Annotated in this window: 24 protein-coding genes; 15 read left to right on the plus strand and 9 right to left on the minus strand. The window is 63.5% G+C overall.

The genetic code is table 11. From position 1 onward, the window contains the following. Window positions 1–529, plus strand: a 529-nt coding sequence (locus MKK67_RS23720) for an ATP-binding cassette domain-containing protein (protein ID WP_243970110.1), incomplete at its 5' end; no start/stop codon positions are given. Between the two features lie 20 nt (window positions 530–549). Further along, complete coding sequence (locus MKK67_RS23725; RefSeq protein ID WP_243970112.1) at window positions 550–1,512, plus strand: acetamidase/formamidase family protein; 963 nt, start codon at window positions 550–552, stop codon at window positions 1,510–1,512. Window positions 1,513–1,531: 19 nt separating this feature from the next. On the opposite strand, the gene MKK67_RS23730 is transcribed toward MKK67_RS23725, so the two are convergent. Then, on the minus strand, window positions 1,532–1,894 hold the full coding sequence (locus MKK67_RS23730; protein ID WP_243970114.1) for a transposase: 363 nt from the start codon (window positions 1,892–1,894) through the stop codon (window positions 1,532–1,534). A gap of 594 nt (window positions 1,895–2,488) precedes the next feature. Here MKK67_RS23730 and MKK67_RS23735 point away from each other — a divergent pair. The 11 genes from MKK67_RS23735 to MKK67_RS23785 all read left to right on the plus strand — a co-directional run bounded on the left by MKK67_RS23735 (window position 2,489) and on the right by MKK67_RS23785 (window position 11,023). Continuing rightward, entirely contained in the window at window positions 2,489–2,905 is a 417-nt protein-coding gene (locus tag MKK67_RS23735) for a MerR family transcriptional regulator (protein WP_243970116.1), read from the plus strand. 158 nt (window positions 2,906–3,063) lie between these two features. Beyond that, window positions 3,064–3,228 (plus strand): hypothetical protein, encoded by a 165-nt coding sequence (locus tag MKK67_RS23740; RefSeq protein WP_243970118.1) that lies wholly within the window; start codon window positions 3,064–3,066, stop codon window positions 3,226–3,228. A gap of 71 nt (window positions 3,229–3,299) precedes the next feature. Beyond that, window positions 3,300–3,476, plus strand: a complete 177-nt coding sequence (locus MKK67_RS23745) for a hypothetical protein (protein WP_243970120.1) — start codon at window positions 3,300–3,302, stop codon at window positions 3,474–3,476. A 1,506-nt stretch (window positions 3,477–4,982) separates the two neighbouring features. Further along, a complete protein-coding gene (locus MKK67_RS23750) occupies window positions 4,983–5,519 on the plus strand; it encodes a hypothetical protein (RefSeq protein WP_243970122.1) in 537 nt (178 codons plus the stop codon). Window positions 5,520–5,666: 147 nt separating this feature from the next. Beyond that, entirely contained in the window at window positions 5,667–5,894 is a 228-nt protein-coding gene (locus tag MKK67_RS23755; RefSeq protein WP_243970124.1) for a hypothetical protein, read from the plus strand. A 134-nt stretch (window positions 5,895–6,028) separates the two neighbouring features. Then, window positions 6,029–6,394 carry a hypothetical protein gene (locus MKK67_RS23760; RefSeq protein WP_243970126.1) on the plus strand — a complete coding sequence of 122 codons (366 nt, stop codon included), beginning with the start codon at window positions 6,029–6,031 and terminating at the stop codon, window positions 6,392–6,394. Beyond that, a complete protein-coding gene (locus tag MKK67_RS23765; protein ID WP_243970128.1) occupies window positions 6,384–6,578 on the plus strand; it encodes a hypothetical protein in 195 nt (64 codons plus the stop codon). The genes MKK67_RS23760 and MKK67_RS23765 overlap by 11 nt, the downstream gene beginning before the upstream one ends. Continuing rightward, on the plus strand, window positions 6,578–9,190 hold the full coding sequence (locus MKK67_RS23770) for a hypothetical protein (RefSeq protein ID WP_243970130.1): 2,613 nt from the start codon (window positions 6,578–6,580) through the stop codon (window positions 9,188–9,190). The genes MKK67_RS23765 and MKK67_RS23770 overlap by 1 nt, the downstream gene beginning before the upstream one ends. Then, on the plus strand, window positions 9,156–10,073 hold the full coding sequence (locus tag MKK67_RS23775; RefSeq protein WP_243970133.1) for a hypothetical protein: 918 nt from the start codon (window positions 9,156–9,158) through the stop codon (window positions 10,071–10,073). Before MKK67_RS23770 ends, MKK67_RS23775 begins: the two co-directional genes overlap by 35 nt. After that, window positions 10,063–10,683: a hypothetical protein gene (locus MKK67_RS23780; RefSeq protein WP_243970135.1), complete on the plus strand. Its 621-nt coding sequence runs from the start codon at window positions 10,063–10,065 to the stop codon at window positions 10,681–10,683. The genes MKK67_RS23775 and MKK67_RS23780 overlap by 11 nt, the downstream gene beginning before the upstream one ends. 82 nt (window positions 10,684–10,765) lie before the next feature. After that, the gene (locus MKK67_RS23785; protein WP_243970138.1) at window positions 10,766–11,023 is read left to right on the plus strand and encodes a hypothetical protein; all 258 of its coding nucleotides are present in this window, start codon (window positions 10,766–10,768) and stop codon (window positions 11,021–11,023) included. A 745-nt stretch (window positions 11,024–11,768) separates the two neighbouring features. On the opposite strand, the gene MKK67_RS23790 is transcribed toward MKK67_RS23785, so the two are convergent. After that, a complete protein-coding gene (locus tag MKK67_RS23790) occupies window positions 11,769–12,323 on the minus strand; it encodes a MucR family transcriptional regulator (RefSeq protein WP_243970140.1) in 555 nt (184 codons plus the stop codon). Between the two features lie 429 nt (window positions 12,324–12,752). Here MKK67_RS23790 and MKK67_RS23795 point away from each other — a divergent pair, with 429 nt between their 5' ends. Together MKK67_RS23795 and MKK67_RS23800 are read left to right on the plus strand one after the other, a co-directional pair. Next, entirely contained in the window at window positions 12,753–12,890 is a 138-nt protein-coding gene (locus MKK67_RS23795) for a hypothetical protein (RefSeq protein WP_243970143.1), read from the plus strand. A gap of 95 nt (window positions 12,891–12,985) precedes the next feature. Further along, complete coding sequence (locus MKK67_RS23800; RefSeq protein ID WP_243970145.1) at window positions 12,986–13,231, plus strand: hypothetical protein; 246 nt, start codon at window positions 12,986–12,988, stop codon at window positions 13,229–13,231. A gap of 683 nt (window positions 13,232–13,914) precedes the next feature. Here the strand turns inward: MKK67_RS23800 and MKK67_RS23805 are convergent. The 7 genes from MKK67_RS23805 to MKK67_RS23840 all read right to left on the minus strand — a co-directional run bounded on the left by MKK67_RS23805 (window position 13,915) and on the right by MKK67_RS23840 (window position 18,301). Further along, on the minus strand, window positions 13,915–14,352 hold the full coding sequence (locus MKK67_RS23805) for a hypothetical protein (RefSeq protein WP_243970147.1): 438 nt from the start codon (window positions 14,350–14,352) through the stop codon (window positions 13,915–13,917). 132 nt (window positions 14,353–14,484) lie between these two features. Beyond that, window positions 14,485–15,183: a thermonuclease family protein gene (locus MKK67_RS23810; RefSeq protein WP_243970149.1), complete on the minus strand. Its 699-nt coding sequence runs from the start codon at window positions 15,181–15,183 to the stop codon at window positions 14,485–14,487. 676 nt (window positions 15,184–15,859) lie between these two features. Next, window positions 15,860–17,089 carry an AAA family ATPase gene (locus MKK67_RS23820; protein WP_243970151.1) on the minus strand — a complete coding sequence of 410 codons (1,230 nt, stop codon included), beginning with the start codon at window positions 17,087–17,089 and terminating at the stop codon, window positions 15,860–15,862. Window positions 17,090–17,278: 189 nt separating this feature from the next. Beyond that, window positions 17,279–17,521, minus strand: coding sequence for a hypothetical protein (locus tag MKK67_RS23825; RefSeq protein ID WP_243970153.1), 243 nt, complete (start codon window positions 17,519–17,521; stop codon window positions 17,279–17,281). Between the two features lie 4 nt (window positions 17,522–17,525). Next, a complete protein-coding gene (locus MKK67_RS23830; RefSeq protein ID WP_243970155.1) occupies window positions 17,526–17,726 on the minus strand; it encodes a hypothetical protein in 201 nt (66 codons plus the stop codon). 9 nt (window positions 17,727–17,735) lie between these two features. Beyond that, window positions 17,736–18,041 carry a hypothetical protein gene (locus MKK67_RS23835; protein WP_243970157.1) on the minus strand — a complete coding sequence of 102 codons (306 nt, stop codon included), beginning with the start codon at window positions 18,039–18,041 and terminating at the stop codon, window positions 17,736–17,738. Beyond that, on the minus strand, window positions 18,038–18,301 hold the full coding sequence (locus MKK67_RS23840) for a hypothetical protein (protein ID WP_243970159.1): 264 nt from the start codon (window positions 18,299–18,301) through the stop codon (window positions 18,038–18,040). The genes MKK67_RS23835 and MKK67_RS23840 overlap by 4 nt, the downstream gene beginning before the upstream one ends. Between the last annotated feature and the right edge of the window lie 525 nt (window positions 18,302–18,826).

Raw genomic sequence — 18,826 nt, forward strand, 5'->3', positions numbered from 1 at the left:
CCGCGGCCGGATCGCCCTCGACGGGATCGACCTCACCCGCCTGTCCCCCGACCGGCGCGCCCGTGCGGGGCTCGCCTACGTGCCCCAAGGCCGCGAGATCTTTCCCGACCTGACGGTCGCCGAGAACCTGCGGGTCGCAGCGCGGGCCCACGGGCTCGATCGCACTGACGCGATCGACGAGGCGGCCGCTCTGTTTCCGGCTTTGCGCGGCCTCTGGCACCGCCCGGGCGGCAACCTCTCGGGCGGCCAGCAGCAGCAGCTCGCCATCGCCCGGGCGCTGGCCACCCGGCCCCGCGCCCTCCTGCTCGACGAGCCGACAGAAGGCATCCAGCCGTCGATCGTCGCCGCCATCGAGACGGTGATCGCCGGCCTGAAGGGGCGGATCACGGTGCTGCTCGTGGAGCAGTATCTCGACTTCGCGCTCCGGGTGGCTGACGCGGTGGTGGTGCTGTCCCGGGGCAGCGTCGTCGAGCGCGGAGACGCCGGGTCGTTGAACCACGAAACCCTCACCCGTCACATCGTCGTCTGACAAAAACCCGAGGAGACGCCGTGCCCACCCATCACGAGATTCCCGCGACGCCCGAGACGATGGTGCTCGGCTACTTCGACGCGGCGCTGCCGCCGGTGCTCACGGTCGAGTCTGGCGACACCGTCACCATGCACTCGCATCCGGCGGGCGGGCGCGAGTCACTCCACCCCGACCCGGCCCGGGTGCCGGCCGACCTGCTCCATGCCCTCGACACGCTGGAGCGCGGCCCCGGACCGCACTTCGTCACCGGCCCGGTCCACGTGACAGGTGCCGAGCCCGGCGACATGCTGCAGATCGACATCCTCGATCTCAAGTTCCGCCTCGACTGGGGCTTCGTGGCGATCCTGCCGCTGCTCGGCACCCTGCCGGACGAGTTCACAGAGTACGAGACCATCCACGCCGACATCGACACGGCCAGCGGCCTCTGCCGCCTGCCCTGGGGGACGGAACTCCCCCTCGATCCGTTCTTCGGCATCATGGGCACCGCCCCGCCCGCCGTTTGGGGCCGGGTCGGCACGCCGGTGCCCCGCGCCTTTGGCGGCAACATGGATAACAAGGAGATGCGCGTCGGCACGACGCTATATCTGCCGGTTTTCAACCCCGGCGGCGGCTTCTATGCGGGCGACGGCCATGGCGTGCAAGGCGACGGCGAAGTCTGCATCACCGCCCTGGAGACCGGGCTCACCGGCACCTTCCGGCTCACCGTGCGCAAGGATCTTCCCGGCGCCTGGCCCTTCGCCGAGACCCCCACCGACCTGATGTCGATCGGCCTGCACGAGAGCCTTGACGAAGCGATGCGCCAGGCGGTGCGCGAAATGGTGCGCTTGGTCTGCGCCCGTACCAGCCTCACCCGCAACCAAGCCTACATGCTGTGCTCGCTGGCCGGAAACCTGCGCATCACCCAGACGGTGGACGGCAACAAGGGCGTACACATGCTTATGCCCAAGGCTGCTCTCGAGATGGCTGCATCCAAGTCTGTCTGAGGCTGCGGGATACGGCAGATCAGTTCGCGCTTCGCACGAAGGCGTAGCGGCCGACACAGGCTGCCGCGCCACGATGGCGCGGCCCTTGGGGTGGGGTTGGGCGTTCGGTCCCGGCCGTCCGGATCGGATCCGCCCGCAACGGCTGCAGGAGCAGGGCTGCCCGGAGCCGCTGCACCTCTGCCCGGAGGCCGGCATTCTCTCGCTCGACCTGATCGAGCCGGGCCACACCCGCGGGCTTCAGGCCGCCGAGCCGCCGGCGCCAGCGGTAGTAGGTGCCGAGTGAGACATGAGCGCTCGCACAAATCTCGGCGACCGGGATGCCGCGATCGGCCTCCGCAAGCAGGAACGCGATCTCCTCGTCAGTGTGCAGGGATCGGCGCATTCAAAATCTCTTAGTTCGGTGGTCCCGTATCGAACCTCGTGTTCGAAGCGAGCAAGAAGCGGACCGGCAGCAGGCCGCTGTGCCTGGCTCCAGCCTTGTCACGGATGCGGCGTCATGCCGGAGCTTGCGGCGGGCCACTGAGTTTTTGGGATCGGTCCAAGGCTGGACCGTTTTCTCCTCATTTCGTCCACAGTCAGTTACATCGCCTAAGCCTACGCCTTGGCTGCTTTGCATCCGACTTCGCTGCGCATCGCGGAGGGAAACCGATGTAGAGAAGCGAAACAGCTGACACAGCGCTGGAAATCGTTTGACCCTCAGCTGTGAGACCCAACCATCAATTCACAGTGGGCAGGGGAACCAGATCAAGCGAACATGGCGCCTATCTATCGATACCGTCGTTATGATATACGACGTCTATCGATAGGAGTGATGCGTGATGCGTCTCGAACTTTGGCATCAGAGCGTGTTTCTCGGCTCGACTGTTCGCTGCGGCGTGTGCGTCCACGCCTATGATGCGAACGGCGCGCCTGTCGGGACCTTCACGGATTCAGACGCTGCCGCTGCTGCGCTTCTCCGTCGCTCGCCGGTGGCGGCATGATCCTCCGTGGCATCGCTGAGGTCGCGGACGAGCTCGACCTCCCCCAGCATGTCCTTCGCTTCTGGGAAAAGGAGTTCGGACACCTGCGGCCGATGCGCAGTGGTCGCCGGCGGTATTATCGGCCGGAAGACGTCGATGCTCTTCGTGGGATCCGCGCGCTGCTGCATGACAGGGGTCTGACGCTCGACGGTCTACGCCGAGTGTTCCAGGAACGGGGGCCCACCTTCGTGCGCGCAGTCGGTCGCAGCCAGGTAGCTGGTGATCCCATTGACGCGCTGGCTGCGGGTCTCGCTTTCGCCCACCTCTCTCCAGAACGGCGTGACGCGCTGATCGAGACGCTGGCAGATCCCACTGCTTGTCGCGCCCTGGTCGACATGGCGGTCGCGCACGTTTCGCATCGAGGCGTCTCATGACGCCGAACCCGGCACCGCACTCGCCACCCCCTCTTCCGCCCGGGATAGGGTCAGGGCATTCGTTCATTCGGCCCGCGGATGCATGGGGGCCGTTCGCGTCTGACCTCGAACCCGGGGAGCGCGTGGCGCGCCTGCGCATACTGCGAGCCGTCACGCATTTGCTGCTCGGGCCCCGCGGTCTCGATCTCCAGGATGCCATCCGGGCCGCCGAGCAGCACCGTACGATGGGCCGCCTATCCGATGTGCTCAGCGAGATCGTCGCCCTGGCCGCCAAGGACCGGCGGAACGTCCTGGCCAGCTACGCCGCGGTGACTCGGCCGTGACCGGAGGAGCCCCGTCCAGACCTGACCGGATCATCGGCGAGATCCCAAAGAGCGCTCGCGAGAGCATCAGGGTGAGCCTGCGCGAGAAGGGCGGCACCCTCGGTTGCGATCCGCGCGTGGCCACTGCCGCCGTCGCCGGTCGTGGCCCTATGCGCGAGACGCCAAAGGGTATCAGGATACCGATCGCGCGTTTGGCCGATGTCATTTGCGTATTGGAGGAAGCCCGGCGACTCGCCGAGAAACTCTAGCAGTTAGAAGCTGGTGCCTGTGGGACCCGGCAAGAGCCACGGCCGGCGGTTGCGCTGCCCATTTAGTCGAGATCTCGATAAGTAAGCGCTCAAAGGTTTATTGCGCTCAGCCACACACATCGGGCATGTTCTTGGCGCGGACCTGCCGATAGTAGTCCCCGGGATGCCGCACAATTATTACTGATCTGTGCCGCATTGAAGGTTGCCACTTTTAGCTCCCGTCATAATGCTGTTTCGTTGCAGCTTGGGGCCGAGCGACAGCTATTAGGCGCCGGATCAGGAGCGCTTGAAGCGCCCGCGAAAAGCCGCCGTCTATCAGCCTATTGCCGGTTCAGAATTTCAATATGTCGCATATTTGAACTGTTTTCGATCTGATGCATTTAGCTGCTTATGCTGAGGAACATCCCATTCACCACGCGGGAATTGCAACCCCTGGGCGTATCCCGACACCTCTCGATCGTAGAGAGGGCCGAATATCCCTCAACCTTCACCGTTATTTCGCTCTCCTGTTTGTCCACGCTCGTACTGCTCGCTGCAGGTACTGCTTGGCTTGGATCGCCAGGTGATTGGCTTCCTCAAAAGGCTTTCGACAGCTCCGTCAGAACGGCTCCTTCGGCGATATTCCCATCATGGGTGGAGGTCCCACATCTCACAGGCCCTCTTGCTCAGCAGGATGATGCCACTGGTTTGATCACTGCGGACGGGCAAAGGTCATTTTTGGACCCCAACCCTTCCGACGCGACGGAGCAGCCGGTGTTTCTTGCTCCGCGCATCAATCCACGCGTTCCGCTCATTGGGCTCGCACCGCTTGATACTGCACGTCTGTCACGCGAACAGCTCCCGGCCTGGGATGAGCATACAGGACACTCCCCAGCCCATACGGAGACGCCCACCCCTCTCACTGAGGTGCCGCCGCTCAGCACGGGCATTCTGCAGCCGACAGAAATCCGAACCGAGATTGCCCAGACGCGAACAGGTCCGCCGAACTCAGCAATTATTACCGCTCCGCCGGCAGTCCCAGAGATAGCGCCTTCCCCGTCCGCGGTAGTCATGCGCCCGACATCGCAAGCCGAGGCATCTTCGTCGTCCAAGCTTGAAGAGGCTATCGGCCCGGGGGTTGCGCAGAAAGCAATCGATCAATCCGCGGAGGCCCAGCCGTCGCACCGAGATGTTTTAGTCCCATCGAAATTGAAGCTTGTCCCCACAAAGCAGGTCCGATCTTTCAGGCGGCCGCAGCCCGTGGCAACGATCAATCGGGGTAGAATCCCCTATCGCGATACCGAGGAGACAGCGAGCATCGTCAGCTCGTCGAGGCATACACGGTCCCGGATCGACGTAGGCGCTGTCCCATATAGCTCTACGCACCGCGTATCAGCTGGGAACACAAGCTTCACCGCTCCGATACCAGCCTCGTCTCCACAGTGGATGTTGCCCTCAGTTTTGGCGCGAACGCCTTAGCTCGCCGCAGCGATCCGCGGTTTATCATTTTGAAAACGGAGAGACGTGATGTTCAAGCTTTCAATCTGCGCGACTGCCATCGTATCATTCATCGCTATACCTGCATCGGCACAGGAGGCGCCTGCAGTGCCTAGCAACTCTCCTTCCTCTTGGGAGAAGCCTTGGCATTTGCTGCCGATGGGACCTGATTCGATGCCTTCCAATGAGCAAAACATCCTGTCGATGGTGCCAGGCACGGGACTGGTGATGGGTACATCTGCCGCGCTGGATAACATCGGACAACCTTTGGCCGCAGCGCCTGGGCGCAACCGTACTGTTGAGGCCTGCCGCAACACCATCATGAGCAAAGCGAGCAAGGACGGTATGAAGGATGTCGAGGCGGTCTCAGTCGGTGAAGACAAAGTGGACCGGAAGGGCGATTATTTTGCACCCGTCCGGTTTCGCATCACCTACGAGCAACCCATGATGTATGAGGTGCGCGAAGCAACGATGATTTGTATTGTGAGCCGCAAAGGCGAGATCGTTGACGCTTACGTTCCAGCCGCCGATGAAGCACCGAAGGCCTGGACGTCGCTCCACCCATGAGCCGCGTGTCGTAACCGCCATATCCCGTTGAGCTATTTCTTGCCGAGGCTTCGAATTGGCAGGACCCGGCGTAAAGGCGGACGAGCACCACTTACCAGGTATCACATGTGGGCGTTGGCCCTCGTCATGAGCCGCAGGTGATCCGTCATGGAAGTCAGCGACATGAAGAACCCGCCGTTCTGCGTGTTCACCTACCGTGGCGGCCAGCAGGTCCTGGCGGAGGATGTGGAGACCGAGATCGCCGCGCGTACCCGCTTCGCTTCGGCGATCGACCTCTGCAAGACGCGGGACGATGGCCACGCCCACCGCGTCGAACTGCGGGTCGGTTCAGACCTATTGGACTTCTGGCCTCCGAGCTCGAAAGACGCCGCTTGATCCGAGACACGGTTTCACGATACGTTCTCGTGTCGCCATCGGCCTAAGCCGACGCTGCGACATGCCATAGGGCCACCCGAGACAGGGTTGGCCGCGGGCCCTTCGATCCGGATCAACCGGTGGAGCCCGCCCGCATGTCGCCCGAGACCGCAATCAGACAGAAGCCCGGTCGCAAGAGCACCATCGCCACGCACCCGCAGCGTGAGGCGATCGAAGCCGCCTGTGCTGCCGATATCAGCCTTCGCAGGGTGGCCATTCGATTCAACGTCGGTATCATGGCCGTCCATCGTTATTGGAATGGCCTCGCCTTCGAATACCGAATGGCGCTTTCCGCCGTGGTGTCCAATCTGGACGATGCCCGGTGGCGCGAGGTGGCGACCGGTCTCGCAGCCATCGCCCGTCGCCATCCCGATGCCCGAGCCGATCTCGACGCATTGGTCCAGCGCATCAGTATGCCAATTGCCGCCTCGGACATTGGAGGCCGCGCTCATGCCGCATGAAGCCATCGCCGATCGCCCGAATGCCGAAAGGGATAGGGGGCCTCGATTAAGGAATCCAATCGAGGGAGCGGCAACCGCATGGGAAGCCTTTTCCCGAGAAACGCCGCGAAAAAAAATTCGCGGTGAAATAGCCCTGGGCCGCGCCTTCAATCGCGATCCGATGATCCTGGTCGGAGGCTTCTGATGGCCGCCGCCGAACAGCACGTCGACGAATACGTCTTCCGGTACACCACCGAGGGCGTGGATCAGTCGAAGGCGAAGGTCGATGCCCTCGGCACGTCGCTCGACAAGCTGACCACTTCGCAGGACCGGTCCGCGGCGAGCAACGATAAGGGCAGCGCCGCGAGTGATCGCGCGGCCCGGGCCACGGCCATGCGGGAGGCGGCGGCAGCCAAGGCGCAGCGGCAGCTGGACATGGAGGCCCGCGCCCTTGCGCAGGTGCAGATGGCGCAGGACGCGGTCGCCGCATCAGCCGGTGGCCTTACGGCCGCGCAGGAGCGGGCGGCATCCTCCGCGGCTGCTGTACAGAAGGCCGCTAACGACAATTCAGCCGCCCTCGGCAAGCAGAGCAGCGTTTATGCGGAGGTCGGGAAGGCTGCCGCCGCTCATCCGATCTTGGTGCTGGCCACCAGTGTGGCGGCGGCACGTGCCTTAGCCGGCCTCGCCACCTCAGCCGCTGGGTATCTGGGGATCGCATCGGCAGCCATTGCCGCCTTCGCTGAGGGCAGCACCGCGATGGGCGGCGCGGTGGCGGCTGGTGGCGCTCTGGCCGCGCGCGGGCTCGCCGTAGCAGGCGAGGCGGCGACTGTCGTAGCCGGCGGTCTGGCTGCCTACGCCGCGAAGGTGGAAGGAGCGACAACTGGTGTCGGCCTGCTCGTCGGCGCCCTTCGGCTCATCCCTCCCGCATTCGTGCCGATCGCCGCCGCCTTCGCCGCCTTCCAGCTGGCCTCCGCGGTCATCGGCAAGGCCTACGATGATCTTCAGAAGCTGATCGACCTCGGAACAAAAGCGCAAGCCCTCGACATCGGTGCACCGTTCCTGAAGAGCTTCGAAGCGGTCGGCTCGAAGATCGGAGCCACCACCGATCAGATCGATACGGCGATTTCGAAAGCGTCCAGCTTCCTGAAAATGAATTGGGGGCAGGACAACAACAGCCTGTCGAAGGTGTTCAACGACATCACGGCCACCGGCGCCGCGGGCGCGGATGGCCTGAAGTCGACTGCCCTAGCTGACACCGCGGCCACCACGCAGGATCGCATCAAGGCCGCCATCGCCGGGATGAAGGAGCTTGATGACCTGGGTCTTCACCTTGCGAGCATCCAGGTCGGTGAGAAGGTGTTCGGTCCCGAGTTCGTTGAGCGGCTCCGGATCAGCAATACGAGCGCGGAGCAGCTATCCACCGCCCTGGAAGCGGCCGCCGAGAAAGAGGTGCTTAAGCAGGAGCAGGTCGACCGCGCTCTCGCGCTTAACAAGAACATCTCGGACACGAAGCAAGCCATCGCGGATGCTTGGGCCGTGAACATCGATTTCAGCGCGGCCGCCACGCTGTTGAACCAGATCTGGCTCAGCATCCTCCAAGCCGTGCTGTCGGTTGTGCAGGCGATGAACACCGCGATCGAGGCGGCCGAAGCATTTGGAGCGAAGGTTCTATCAGCGGTCGGAGGGGCATTCAGCGCCGTGGCCGGTCAGGTATCCGGCCTACTTCAGCAGCTTGGTGTCATCTCCAAACAGTCGGAGCAGGCGAAGCAGGACGTCGTAGCTTCCCCGCCGACGACCACCGAGCCGAAGATCACCGGCCGGGATCTGGGCTACATCTCCACGGTCGTCGATGGCCGGAAGCCTGACACGGCCGGCGCCAAGCAGGCGAAGCAGGCCGCTCAGGAGGCGGTCTCCTCCTACGACACCCTGATCAAGCGCACCCAGGACCATATCGACGAGCTCAACCTCGAGGCGGATTCGGTCGGCAAGGACGCCGGTGCCGTCATCAAGCTGAAGCGCGCGCACGACCTCGCCCGGGCGGCTCAGAAGGACGGCACCGAGGTCACCGCGGAGATGCGCGCGGAGTGGGACAAGCTGGGGGACACCCTCGCCACCAGCACGATCAACCTGCAGAAGTCGAAGCTCGCCTTCGAGGGCATCAAGGACGGGCAGCGGGAGCTCGCGAGCGACTTCACCTCCTTCATCGAGGACATCACGGTCGGCGGCCAGAAGATGGACGAGGCGTTTAAGAGCCTCGCCAAGACGCTCAGCAGCAGCGCGCTGAAGGCCATCATCTCTGGCGAAGGTCCGCTGGCCGGCATCCTCGGGACGGCCTCGGACACCAGGGGGCAGCTCGGCGGCCTGCTGGGCGGCAATTTCAATCTCAGCAGCCTGTTCGGTGGCGGATCGAACGCGGCAGGCTCGCCGCTACCCGGCGCGCAGGGTCCGTCGCTGCCGAGCAGCAGCCTGTTCGGCGGGTTGTTCGATGGCGACAAGATCAGCAGCGCGCTCGGCCTCGGCGCAGAGTCCGGCATCGGCAAGGCGCTCGGCGACGCCCTGAAGCCACAAAAGGCCGGTGGCGGGATCCTGTCGTCGCAGCTCGGGCAGGGCCTCGTGTCGGTCGGAGCCGGTGCCTCCATTGGCTACTCGTCGCAGTCGCCGCTCATGGGCGCCCTCGGTGGTGGCCTCGCGGGGCTCGCCAGCGGCGACCCGATCCTGGCCATCGCCGGTGCAGGCGCCGGCGCGATCGGCAGCATTCCCTCCAGCAAGAAGGATCGGCGGCATGTCGCTCGTCAACGTCTTCGCGACCTCGCGTAGGGTCGTCGTCCTCACCGACACGTCGCTGTACGACGCGACAGGCCGGATCCTCGGCTTCGAGCAGAAGACCTTTGGCATCTCGTCCTGGACCGGCGCGCTCACCTTCCGCGGCAACGCCTGGGGCATCTGTGCCGGGTTGGAATTGGCCGAGCGCTACGGCAGCTTCGACGAGTTCATGGCACGCAGCCCCAGCGCGTTCGAACGTGATCACAAGGCTGCGCTCGCAGGTGGGCTCCTGTCGGGACAGACGTTGATCGAGATCCACGTCGCCGGTTGGTCAGAGCGAGAGGACCGCGCCCGCGCCTTTGTCCTACGCTCTCCCGGCGCCCTGGGGGACGAGGCCCCGCCCTATACCTGGGTCGAGATCGAAGGCGCGTGGCACGATGACTTCGACCTGATGGCGCTGAGCCGGTTGCACCGACAGGGTGCCGAACCGGAAGTCGACTGGACGCCCGAGACCTTCGAGGCGATCACGCACGGCATTCCCCTCGCGGAAGAGCAGCGCCGAAAGGGCGCAGCGGCCTGGACCGAGTTCGCCGGCAGGCACGTGATCGGCGGCGAGCTATGGCTGACGGTGGTCGACCGAGACGGCGCGCGCCTGGGCGTCATCTACGAATGGCCGGACGTTGCCGGCGAGCCGATCCAACCGGCGCCATTCGACGAGAGTCTGTGGCCCGAGGCGGTGCCGCTGGGCCTTCCTTGGTCCTACGCGATGTTCCTCGACGCGCTGAAGAGCGGTGCGCTGGACAATGAAACGTTCGAGATGAACGACGAGAAGATGGCGGCCCTGCAGCGCGCGTACGCCCCGGCAGTGAACATGACGCGAAAGCAGCGCCGTACAGCCCAGACGCAGGCCAGGAAAGTGCACGCCCATGCCCGCTGAGCGCACGGTGCTGCTCGTGTTCGCCGACGCCACCGAGCACGCCACCTTCAACCGGCTGTTGGCTGAGCGGCCCGAGCTGCAAGGCTTTGTGCAGGGTCAGATCGAAGCCGTCATCGAGAGCTTCGTGCCGAGGATGCACGCAGGTGCCTGGGGGCTGACGGTCGGCGAGATCGATCGGGCCATCGCGGTCACGTGCGCGGACGCCGATTGGCGCAACGCCACCGCACCGAAGGCGCAGCGCCTCGATGACGACGAGCGCCTCATGTGCCGGCTTGCCTACCAGGCCGCATGCCGGAGCGCGCGTAACGACTTCCTCGCCGCGCTGTCCGAGCACGAGCCCGCCGCGAAGGCGCTCATTGCGCTGGCCGCCTACGGCAGAGCCGTCGCTGACGGGATGGACACCCTGCGCGCCGCGATGCCGCCTCACGCCCTGGCAGCCCAACCGCCGGCCCACCGCCGGCTTCGGCCGGAAGACTTCGGAGCGCTGCCACAAGGGCGTCGCTCTGCCAGCATGCCTTGGGCGGACCGGGTTCGGCGAACTGCGGATCATCCGAGCCGCGGTGTCGGACGGATACACGGAACAGGCGAGCCGCCCGCAGCGGACGTCTAACGAGGCGCGCCGGCCGACGACGGCGCGTGTTAGCCCTGGCCGCTGCCCGACACGGCGGCCGGGGCTGCGCAGGAGGTGTCCGATGCTTATTGCCCTCGCTACAGCGGCCAGCGTCGCAGCGGTGTTCACGCTGGGCGGCTTCGCAATCACCCGGGCGGGCCAATACGCGGGCCAGGCCACCGTGATCCTATTCACAGTCGCGACGGGGCTTGGAATGCTGGCTCTGATCGGTGGGCTCGCCCAGCTCGATGCCCGCGGGCCAGCGGTCTCTCGCGCCGAGGCCCGCCCCGATTACGGGATGAGCTGGCGACCGCTGGCGCAAGGCCCTGCGGAACGCTGAAGGCTCGGCATTGACGCGCAGCACAGCGCGAGGTCGTAATCACCAGCGGATATTTAGCGAGCCCAGCGTCCGAGGCGCCGCTTCCACCGTTCGCCCGGTGCAAGGTTCGAGGCCGGCTTGATCTGGAGACCGCGAAGCGCTGGAGCCGTAGCCACCACAGGGTGATCCACATCCGCCTGAAAAGCAGCAGCGAGTTCAGGCGTCGGCACAGGCGCGACGTCGACAAGGTCTTCGAATGACGCGCACGGGGCGGGGGCGGTCTTCCGAGGCCGGCCGCGCGGACGCTTCATGCGGATCTCATCAGCGACCGGCACCAGCTCAACCTCGATCTCGGCCGCCTCGGGTACGATGAGGCTGGGCAGGACGCGACGCTGCTCTGGGACCGGTGCTGGCGGTTCGGGAGAGACGGCCGTGCTGAACCACGGCGAGGTGACTGCTGGCGGAGTCGAGCGCCGAGGGATGATGGTCGCATGCCGACGATCGGTGGACTTGATCTCGACGGTGAACGAGCGCCGTGAATCTCTGCGCATATGGATCCAAAATTGTCACGCCGATCCAATTCGGCTGTCGCGGCAGGCTGACCATACGACGCTTAACGAAGCGATACGGCCGCTCATGGAAGCGGCGGCGGATCGGACGAATCGCCGATCACTGTCTGGATTGAAGTGTGGGCAGCATTCGCTCGCCGCCCACGTCCTGGATCCGCCTGCAGTTTGGATCGATAGGCTGTAGGCGCCGAGCACCCTCACTCGGCCGCGACGGCCGCTGAAGCCTTCTTGCGGCCCTTGGTCGGCTTCGCTGCCGGCTCCGCAGCCTTCTTCGATCGGCCAGCCTTCTTCGGCGTCTCGGTGATGGTCTCGTCGGTGTGGGCAGTCTTCGCCGCTGCCTTCCGCCGCTGCTGACCCAGACCAAGGCTCTTGGCGAGCGCAGAGCGCTGCGCCGAGTAGCTCGCAGCCGTGGAGGGGTAATCCTTCGGCAGGCCGAAGCGCTCGCGGTACTGCTCGATCGTCATGCCGTTGCCGCTGAGGTGCCGCTTCAGCGTCTTGTAGGGCTTGCCGTCGATGAAGCTCACCAGTGCGTCGTCCTTCACGGACTTGCGGATCTGTGCAGGCGTAGGCTTCTCGACCGCCGATGTCTCCGGGGCGCCACCCTGGCCGAGCCCGGACAGAGCGGAGTAGACCCCGGAAAGCAGGGCCGGCAGTTCGGCGACCGGAACGCTGTTGTTCGACACGTATGCCGCCACGATATCGGCGCTCAGTTCGATATGGTTATTCTGCGGGGTGGGTGTATTCTCGGACACGTTGTGATCCTTTCATGCTCATGCACACAAACGATCCCAACCGCATTGAGAGTCAAGAGATCGGTACGCCATATCTGATCCAAGGCCCGTTTTATTCAGGCACTTTCCCAATTGGATCGCCAGAGAGCGTTTTTCCCATTTCTTGGTTTGCGCATTCTGCTGCGCCCAACGCTGAGGTTATTTTAACCCTGGCGATTTGTCGTTGCACAGCAGGCGCCACAGCTGGCGGCAGCGTCAGGTCGTTTGTCAGCGACGCTGCTGCGACTTCGCGCCGGTCGGTTTCTTCGACGACGTCAGGATCAACATTGGGCTGACCTTCATCGGCTCGCGCAAAAACTTTGCCTGATCTGCGTTTTTATTGCGAATGCTTGTTGACGCGAGAAGCATTCGCAAGTATTACTAAGTCATCGGCAGCGAGGAACCAAGCAGATGACCAAGTCCTTCCAGATCATCGACACCAAGCTCAACAAGATCGTCCTTACCAAGATCAGCGAACACGAGGCTCACAAGCGGGTCGATCTGCTCAACTCCTGCGGGATCGTCCGGTACAAGGCCCGAGCGATCTGATCGGAGGGGGCTTCGACCTCCAGCCCTTCTTCTGGAAGGGAGAGTGGCTTCCAGCTGCCTTTGCGATAGGCTGCGGATCGCGTGGGAGCCCAGCCATGAGCGAGCCGACCGAAGACGAGGTGCTGGCACGTGCCAAACGCACCTTCATCGAGAAGAACCGCGATGACCGGGCTTGGGACGAGGCTTTCACCGGTCGGGAAGCCCGCCAGGGCCACACCGTCGCCTGCCTGACGGAGCTTGAACGTCAGGAGTACCTTGAGCAGGCGCGCCATGAGCTTCGCACCAGTTCGCCGGCTGATCGAGCTGACCGCTGCAAGATAGGCAGCCGGGTGGTCGAGTAGCTGGGCGGAATTGGATGCAAACCGGCTACAGCCTACTGCCGGTAGCCAACACTCTGCTGGGACCAGTGCCGTGTCCGGTTTTTTTAATCAGCGTGCGACTATGGTCACTCTCGACGCCTCGCTGCCATACGAGACATCCGCCTTTCAGCCCCGCCGGCATCCGCCGCGTGTGGCTTTTTTCGTTCAATCGGTGGCGAGGCGCCGGTAGCTCTCGATGAACGCTTCGGCTGCCTCACGCGTCAGATCGGTGACAACGAGGCCCGGGGGCGTAGACAGTCCAATGGCCGTCCTTGTCCTCGGAAATGTTGATTTCGGCCATGGCGCCCCTCCTAGAAGCAGAGGAGCAAAGCGGTGATGACCTGACAGTTCCTTGAACGGTCCGGATCAGTGACCTTGGCGCGTCGGGAAATGCGGATCGAAGGTCTCAGTGCGAGCGCGATCCGAGCTCCCTTTCGCCCGAGGCCGCACAGGGAAATGCGGGTCGTAGAGATCGCGCGGTGCCTCGTTCAGCACAGGCTTCGTGGTCTGTGCGTCGGCCTGTACGGTCGCTGTGCTCATCGCCTGCAATCCAACGTTGTCCGGCGAACTGTATAGGCCGGCATCCGTTGAGGAGCTGTTGCTCGGTCGCCATAGGCACGGACCGAAACGCTCTCAATCCGCCCTGTTCGCTGGCGCGGGCTTTTTCAAGGTTGATGAGTTAGCGCTGGCGAACGCGCATTTGGCGACGACGCAGCGAGGGCGAGGTGTCCGTTCCATTCGCCGCCAGCTTGTGCGGGATCGAAATTTCTACTGTAGGAGTAGATCGACTCAGCAGAAACGGCACTGCCCTCGCGCAGGTTGAACTTCCGAGTTCGATTCGAGCCATGCTCGAGATTCTTTGCGGTTAGGCACGACGCGCAAAGTGAATTGATTTCCTTCCGACCCGCAAGCTGAATCTTCTTGTCGAATTTATCTTGCTGAAACTTTGCGGCTAGATTTTCGGGATGAGCCTGCGCATCAGCTTCAGTCGCAGGAGGCGGCAGTGTTTCGCGATTCGGCTGCAGATGTGCGAACCGTTCAACTGCCACTGCGGGTTGGCTGGCGATCATGCCAGCCAGGATGATGAAGCCGATTAATCGCATCCGAGCCTCCTGTGGAGGCAGGCTCGAGGCAAACTGGTAAACGGAAGTTTAAAGCTGGTGAGATCGGACGCCCCCCCCGTAAGCAGATCGGGGCGGGGCAGTGTCACGAGCAGCCAGACGAAGGAGGTTCGGTCAGCCGCGTGCAGCTCGCCAGCCCGCGGCCTTCGCCTCGTCCTCGCTGCAGAACATGCGCTCACCGGAGCGGGTGTCGATCACGGTGTGGTCGTAGTCCCGGGTCCCGGGCAGGTGATAGATCTTGTCGCCCTTCCGCGAGATGTTGCCCTTGATCGCGCAGGCGCTCTGCACAGGCACCGACGCGACGGCCGGCGGCCTCTCCATCTCCGGCCTGGTCTCGATGCCGCTGGCACGCTTGGCGCGCCGCCAGTCCGAGGGCGGGTCGAACGTGCCGGCCCAGAGCCCGCGCTTCCCAGCTCGCGCAGTCGCCTCGGCCGGAACGTAATCGCGGGAATAGCGCTGGTAGGCTGTGGCGAGGCCCTGCTGCACCATCCAGGCGTTCAAGTCCTCGGTGCCCTTCCGGCACACCGCGACGGTGCGCCCGTAGCGATCCGTGTCCCGCGGCTCGCAGGAGATCGGTCCTTCACCGATCCGGTCGGCCAGCGCCAGAGCCGCCCGCTGGCCGCAGCGATAGTCCTTGCCCGCCGCGTCCTGGCAGAGCTGGGCGCTCTCCGGCGCGTCAATGCCGAACAAGCGAATGCGGGTTCCGTGGATCACCACGGTGTCGCCGTCCGTGACGGAGGCGCGACCGGTGATGGGCTCGGCAGCCAGAGCGGGGCCGCTCAGCAGCAGGAGAGCGAGGAGGGTGTGGCGCATCCCGAAGCGATAGCCGATCCGCGGCTTCCGGCAACCGGTTCGAGAGCGCGATGCCGAGCCAAGGGCGGACGATCGAATGGCGGTGCGGATACTATGCTTCCGCAACGGGTTGCCCGTTATCGGCTGAATCGGAGAACCGTTTTGAAGAAGCTCCTTCTTGGCGCATGCGCCCTAGCCTTGTCATCTTTCGTACTCTCACAGACGACAGCGCCGGCTGATGCGCGCTCACGTCACATGAAGTCGGCCAAGCGGACGGGCATCCCCATCACGAACAACACCGGCGGGCGTGGCTCGTCGAGCTCGGCCGCTGGTGGCAATGCAGGTCAGCCTTCTCGCGGGTCACGTTCGACGGGTGGCAGCGGCGGTGGTGCCGGCAACGGTGGCGGCGGTTGAACAGCACAGGCTGCGCAGTTTAGCCACCGCGGGCTTCCATCGTGGTTGCCCGCCACATGCCACGTGAACGCCAGCCTCGAACTCCGCGGTGACACCTTTGTCCAAGGCTGAGAGCCCGCCCGATCTGTCATCGCAGCAGGCTCTCCTGCGCCTGCAATGCTGATACGGTCGACTCGTTGCCTGGCGTAACGCACCAGGGGACTCCTTGACCTTCGCCCGCCCGGTTCGCCGGCGCGGGCTTTTTCGTGGGCCATCGACGCTCAGTACTGAAATCGATTTACATTCAGGAGCTTTGCAGCTTAGTCAGCATGGCGCGGGTCAGCATTTTTTCTTTGAAGGCGCGCATAACAATGTACGGCCGAAGCATCGGACTGACCATTCTATAACGTATCCGCCTCTTCTCTCCCGTCCTCTGTAAAATCCCGCCGCGTCCAGCCTCGCTAAGCTCTTTCAAATGTCGAGCAAAATTGGGAATGTCGTAATCTTTACCGGTGATAAGTCGCAGTGGCTTTCTAACAGAAGCTGCCGTGAAATATCGGAGGTCATCGACTTCCGCCAACGAACAGGCTAGAACAACCTCCTTATAGATATGTCCAGGCTGCGGGCTTTTTGTAGCTTCGTAATAAGACGATTTGATTGAATGCTGCCATTGATCTAGGGCCTTATCTATGCCCGCACCTCCATCGTTGCCGCCGATCTCAAGGCTTTCTCTTCCGATCGCAGATCTAGCGCAATTTAAGCCGAGCAGATGCGCGATGTAAGGAAGGCCCTGCGATAGATCGACAATTTCGGCGAGAGCCGTATTCGTAATCGACATGCCAAGACGGCCGAGACCCCGATTTATGATCTCGGTAACCTCCTGATCTGACATGCGCGGCATAGGAATCTGAACGAGAGCGCGCTCGATCGAATGATGCTCGTGGATCAAGTCGTCCACAGAGTCTGCAACGCCAATGATTAAGACAGTGGCCGGGACAGAGTAGTCCGACAAGACCTTGATCGTATCCGCCATCAATTGAACAATGGTCGGGTCTTTCAAGCGATCGAATTCATCGAAAATCGCAACCACCGTTAGGCTCGTTGCGAGCTGGCTGAGAAGTCGCCTGACAATATCGGGCGTCAATTTCTCCGGCAGAGTATCGACAAGTTTTTGCGCCTCCTCAATGTCGCCGCCAACAAATCCTGCCTTTTGTCTTCTCGAAGTATATATCACTTCGCTAAATGCTTTTTTCCACAAGCTTGTGTAATCGTCCGATGCGTCACAATTAGTTCTCGAAAATAATAATTGTCCGCCGCCCAAGAAACTTGACAACACGTTCGATAGAGAAGTTTTCCCGACGCCGCGCTCTCCATAAAGCACGACATGATATCCACGCTGATTTACCGAGTCCAAGATTTGCCGGACCTGTTCAATCCGACCGGCAAAAAGGTCTTTTTCATTGATGGGCGCTCCGGGCGTGAACACCTGCCCTGCTTGGATGCCCAGCTGTACGAACTTCGAGTCGGCGGTCATGATTCACCTCGCTGCCCAGAGGTGTCTAGTATCAGCGCAAACCTGTCAAGTCGCGCCAGCCACGCTGTCTGACAGTGCCATGTACGATCAGGTTGCGTGTCGGTGCGCCTTCAAGCGGACCGCGGCGCGCCGAGACAAGCAAGGCCAGGAATGGGGCCCGCCGATCTGGGAGTTCGCGGCGAAGGGCGGTTAATCCCGCGCCTCGTTCGGGCCGAGCTCCGCGATCACCGTGCGCCCGGCCGCCGTCAGGAACCACGCCGGCTGCGACCGCCCAGGACCGCGCACGTGCCGTTCCTCGACCAGTCCCATCTCGGCGAGCATCGGTATGTAGGTCGGATAGGCCTCGTGCCGGAGACCCTGCGGATGGGCTGCGCAGGCCCGCAGCGCCAAGAGCGCGCGGCCGCGGATTGGAGCGTGCGGTTCGGTCGGCATCCGGTCAGCGGCCGTTGGTCAGCCTTGGCAGCAGCGCCGCCGCCACCATCAACGATAAGAGCATCAGCAGCGTGGCCACTTCGCGACGCTTGATGGGGCCATCGCCGAGGACGTCATCGAGCATGCCAGCAGCGGTCGAGCCGGCTGCCATGCTCGACAGCAGAACGGCGGCGATCAGGATCCAGCCGGAGAGGGTCTGAGGCATCCGTTCGAGCTACCGCGGTTGGTCCTGCGATTGTCGGGCGCGTTCGAGCGTCTTAGCATCCTCATGCGCGGCCATCAGCTCGATGCTGCTGGCCAGAGCGTCCGCAGCCTCACCGTGCTCCACTGCGCCGGCTGCCACCGTCCGGCAGAAGCGAGCCGCCTGCCTCAGCCCCTCGGAATGCGCAGTGTCCAACGCCGTCAGCACCGCGTTCAGCGTACCATCTCGCTCAGCCTCATCGCCCTTGAAGTGCGGAACCAGAAAGGCCACGAGGCGGACCTTCCATTCGTCTCGGGCTTCAGGCGTATCGTCGCTCATGACTTCACCGGTTGTGCGAGAAGGATCGCAGATCTGACCGCAGCTCGTCTGCTGCCCGGTCTTGCTGTCGGCTCCTTCAGAGTGGCCGTCGCATGCCGGTCCGCCTTAACGGCCGCGGTGACGTCCAGGACCCAGCCGGAAGGCAGCTCGAACGGTCCGGTGTTTGGATTGGCAAGCACCGCGTCGACCGCAGCATTCACTTGCGCATCCGTGACCTCCTTCGATTTAGAAAGGTCGGAGACGGTCAGGGTGGAAGCCATGATTGCCCCTACCGCGAGAGGGCAACGGCCGTCGAGGCGGCATAAGAGGTCCGTGTGGCTGGCCTCACGCGCCCAGGCGCTCTCTGAGCTCGCGTCCAGACCCAGGCCACACCGATCTCGTGTAGTCTCTGTCACCCGCGAACCCGAGGCAGACCCCGATGCATGAGGATCAGGACCGAGTCGTCGACCCAAACGGACCGCCGCCTTGGATCCACCTGCTCTCGCCGCAGCAACGCGACTGGCGGGCAAGGCAGCACATGATGGGCCGCAATCCCGACTCATACATTCTGGGACAGTTGGATGATGCCGGCGCTTGGCCGCCCAGAACCAAGCATCGCACCCGTCGCAAACCCCCGGCCCCTGGCCGTTCTTCTTGATTAAGATGACGCCGGCGGCTTCGAGGGTGGCTACCAGAGACGGAGCATGTAACCACCAGCCAGCACGACGACGGCGAGGGTTACGATCGAGAGGTAGAACCTCTTTGCCGCTTCGGTCCGAAGATTGGCACGGCGCTGATTGGTTCGA

The sequence above is a fragment of the Methylobacterium sp. J-072 genome (assembly GCF_022829425.1).
In the GTDB taxonomy this organism is placed as follows: domain Bacteria; phylum Pseudomonadota; class Alphaproteobacteria; order Rhizobiales; family Beijerinckiaceae; genus Methylobacterium.